At 49.4% G+C, this 2,930-nt stretch carries 1 rRNA gene; it reads left to right on the top strand.

Annotation, left to right across the window (positions count from 1 at the left end):
* Positions 1–17 precede the first annotated feature (17 nt).
* Positions 18–2,908: ribosomal RNA gene (locus tag H4J70_RS20175) — 23S ribosomal RNA — on the top strand.
* Positions 2,909–2,930 lie beyond the last annotated feature (22 nt).

The following is a 2,930-nucleotide window of genomic DNA, read 5'->3' as shown; positions in this document are numbered from 1 at the left end:
ACTACTTAGGGTTGTATGGTTAAGTGACTAAGCGTATGTGGTGGATGCCTTGGCAGTTAGAGGCGATGAAGGACGTGTTAATCTGCGATAAGCATTGGTGAGGTGATAAAAACCGTTATAGCCAATGATTTCCGAATGGGGAAACCCACTGACATAAGTCAGTATCATTAAGTGAATACATAGCTTAATGAAGCGAACCAGGAGAACTGAAACATCTAAGTACCCTGAGGAAAAGAAATCAACCGAGATTTCGTTAGTAGCGGCGAGCGAACGCGAATCAGCCCTTAAGCTTATTGGGCGCTAGTGGAATGTACTGGAAAGTACAACGATACAGGGTGATAGTCCCGTACACAAAAGCAACCTTTGAGTGAAATCGAGTAGGACGGAGCACGTGAAACTTTGTCTGAATATGGGGGGACCATCCTCCAAGGCTAAATACTACTAACTGACCGATAGTGAACCAGTACCGTGAGGGAAAGGCGAAAAGAACCCCTGTGAGGGGAGTGAAATAGAACCTGAAACCGCATACGTACAAGCAGTGGAAGCCGGATTTAGTCCGGTGACTGCGTACCTTTTGTATAATGGGTCAGCGACTTATATTCTGTAGCAAGGTTAACCGATTAGGGGAGCCGTAGCGAAAGCGAGTGTTAACTGCGCGTTTAGTTGCAGGGTATAGACCCGAAACCCGGCGATCTACCCATGGGCAGGTTGAAGGTTGAGTAACATCAACTGGAGGACCGAACACACGTATGTTGAAAAATGCGGTGATGACTTGTGGGTCGGAGTGAAAGGCTAATCAAGCCGGGAGATAGCTGGTTCTCCCCGAAATCTATTTAGGTAGAGCCTCGCACGAACACCATTGGGGGTAGAGCACTGTTAAGGCTAGGGGGTCATCCCGACTTACCAACCCTTTGCAAACTCCGAATACCAATGAGTGATATGCGGGAGACACACTGCGGGTGCTAACGTCCGTTGTGAAGAGGGAAACAACCCAGACCGCCAGCTAAGGTCCCAAAGTACTAGTTAAGTGGGAAACGATGTGGAAAGGCATAGACAGCTAGGAGGTTGGCTTAGAAGCAGCCATCCTTTAAAGAAAGCGTAATAGCTCACTAGTCGAGTCGGTCTGCGCGGAAGATGTAACGGGGCTAAACTAGTCACCGAAGCTGCGGATTCATAATTTATTATGAGTGGTAGGGGAGCGTTCTGTAAGCCGTTGAAGGTGAGTTGTAAAGCTTGCTGGAGGTATCAGAAGTGCGAATGCTGACATGAGTAACGATAAGGGGAGTGAAAAACTCCCCCGCCGAAAGACCAAGGTTTCCTGTCCCATGTTAATCAGGGCAGGGTAAGTCGGCCCCTAAGGCGAGGCGGAAACGCGTAGTCGATGGGAAACAGATTAATATTTCTGTACTTCTATATATTGCGAAGGAGGGACGGAGTAGGCTAAACAGGCACGGCGTTGGTAGTCCGTGTGAAAGTACGTAGGTGGTTGACTTAGGTAAATCCGGGTCTTCATTCAACACTGAGATACGAGACGAGACTCTACGGAGTTGAAGCTGTTGATGCCATGCTTCCAGGAAAAGCTTCTAAGCTTCAGATATATAGGAACCGTACCCCAAACCGACACAGGTGGTTAGGTAGAGAATACTAAGGCGCTTGAGAGAACTCGGGTGAAGGAACTAGGCAAAATAGTACCGTAACTTCGGGAGAAGGTACGCTACTCTCGGTTAAACCCTTGCGGTGTAAGCTAAGAGTAGTCGAAGTAACCAGGTGGCTGGAACTGTTTATTAAAAACACAGCACTGTGCAAAATCGAAAGATGACGTATACGGTGTGACGCCTGCCCGGTGCCGGAAGGTTAATTGATTCGGTTAGCGCAAGCGAAGCTGATGATCGAAGCCCCGGTAAACGGCGGCCGTAACTATAACGGTCCTAAGGTAGCGAAATTCCTTGTCGGGTAAGTTCCGACCTGCACGAATGGCGTAATCATGGCCACACTGTCTCCACCCGAGACTCAGTGAAATTGAATTTGCGGTTAAGATGCCGTATACCCGCGGCTAGACGGAAAGACCCCGTGAACCTTTACTATAGCTTGACAGTGAACATTGCTCCTACATGTGTAGGATAGGTGGGAGACTATGAAACTTTGTCGCCAGATGAAGTGGAGTCTACCTTGAAATACCACCCTTGTATGCGTGATGTTCTAACCTAGGGCCCTTATCGGGCTTGGGGACACTGTCTGGTGGGTAGTTTGACTGGGGCGGTCTCCTCCCAAAGAGTAACGGAGGAGCACGAAGGTTGGCTAAGTATGGTCGGACATCATACGGTTAGTGCAATGGCATAAGCCAGCTTAACTGCGAGACAGACACGTCGAGCAGGTACGAAAGTAGGTCATAGTGATCCGGTGGTTCTGTATGGAAGGGCCATCGCTCAACGGATAAAAGGTACTCCGGGGATAACAGGCTGATACCGCCCAAGAGTTCATATCGACGGCGGTGTTTGGCACCTCGATGTCGGCTCATCACATCCTGGGGCTGAAGTCGGTCCCAAGGGTATGGCTGTTCGCCATTTAAAGTGGTACGCGAGCTGGGTTTAGAACGTCGTGAGACAGTTCGGTCCCTATCTGCCGTGGGCGTTTGAGAATTGAAGAGGGCTGCTCCTAGTACGAGAGGACCGGAGTGGACGAACCGCTGGTGTTCGGGTTGTTATGCCAATAGCATTGCCCGGTAGCTACGTTCGGAACTGATAACCGCTGAAAGCATCTAAGCGGGAAGCAGGCTTTGAGATGAGTTCTCACTGGAGCTTTAAGCTCCCTAAAGGGTCGTTGGAGACTACAACGTTGATAGGTCAGGTGTGTAAGGACTGCGAGGTCTTGAGCTAACTGATACTAATTGCCCGTGAGGCTTAACCATACAACACCCAAGTAGTTTTACT

This window comes from Colwellia sp. BRX8-9 (assembly GCF_014077245.1).
Classification (GTDB): Bacteria; Pseudomonadota; Gammaproteobacteria; order Enterobacterales; family Alteromonadaceae; genus Colwellia_A.
This window is presented reverse-complemented; position numbering and strand designations above follow the sequence as displayed.